Consider the following 936-nt stretch of genomic DNA (forward strand, 5'->3'; position numbering starts at 1 on the left):
CAGCCGATACATCCTCGGCCGACTCCGATCGGCCAATTGGTTCCGTCGTTGTAACGGATGATTGAGCAGTTGTTGAAGGTCATCGGGCCCTTACAGCCCATCTTGTAGAGGCAGAAATTGTTGCGGGCTCCCTCGTCTCCCCACTGCTCGACATATTCGCCGGCGTCGAAGTGGGCGCGCCGCTCGCAGTTGTCGTGAATCCGATAGCCAAAGGCGAACTTGGGCCGGAGGAGGTAGTCGAGCTCGGGCAGCGTTCCGGTCAGGACATAGTGGAGCACGACTCCGACCAGATTGGCGGGGTTCATCGGACAGGCGGGGATGTTGACAATCGGCTTCCCCTTGACAATGTCCCAGACGCCCACGGCCTTGGTTGGATTCGGATAGGCGGCGGGAATTCCCCCGTAGGAGGCGCAGCTGCCGACGGCGATGACGGCCAAGGCGTCGCGGGAGAGCCGCTTGATGTTCTGGAGGAAGCTCTCGCCGCGCGGGCCGTTCCAGCCGTAGCCCTCTTCGGTCGGGATGGAGCCTTCGACAATCAGAATATATTTCCCCCGGAAGGCTTGGATCGCGTCCTCGAGCTGGGCTTCGGCTTGGAAACCCGACGGGGCCATGAGCGTCTCCTGGTATTCGAGGGAGATCACGTCGAGGAGGAGCTCGTCGATCGTCGGGCCGTCGGCGCGCAGGATCGCCTCCGAGTTGCCCGCGCAATCCTGGTATTCGACCCAGATGACCGGCACCCGGTTCATCACCGCGGCGGCACGGGCGACGAGCTTCTCGAAGCTCGCCGGCAAAAAGAGAAGGGCCGTGGTCGCCGAGGCCCATTTGAGGAAGGTGCGCCGGCTCATCCCCCGATCGCGGAGGAGAGTGGGGAGGCTGACTTGATTGAGTGGTTTGGCGGCCTCGAGCTCCCGCAGCCGCCGCTCGCAGCGGCGGCGG

Annotated in this window: 1 protein-coding gene; it reads right to left on the reverse strand. The window is 63.8% G+C overall.

All coding sequences use genetic code 11. The annotated features are described in order from the left end of the window. Positions 1 to 936 (reverse strand): hydrogenase small subunit (locus FN369_RS00915; RefSeq protein WP_142524344.1); only part of this gene is annotated, 936 nt, incomplete at both ends.

The organism is Methylacidimicrobium cyclopophantes (assembly GCF_902143385.2).
Lineage (GTDB): Bacteria > Verrucomicrobiota > Verrucomicrobiia > Methylacidiphilales > Methylacidiphilaceae > Methylacidimicrobium > Methylacidimicrobium cyclopophantes.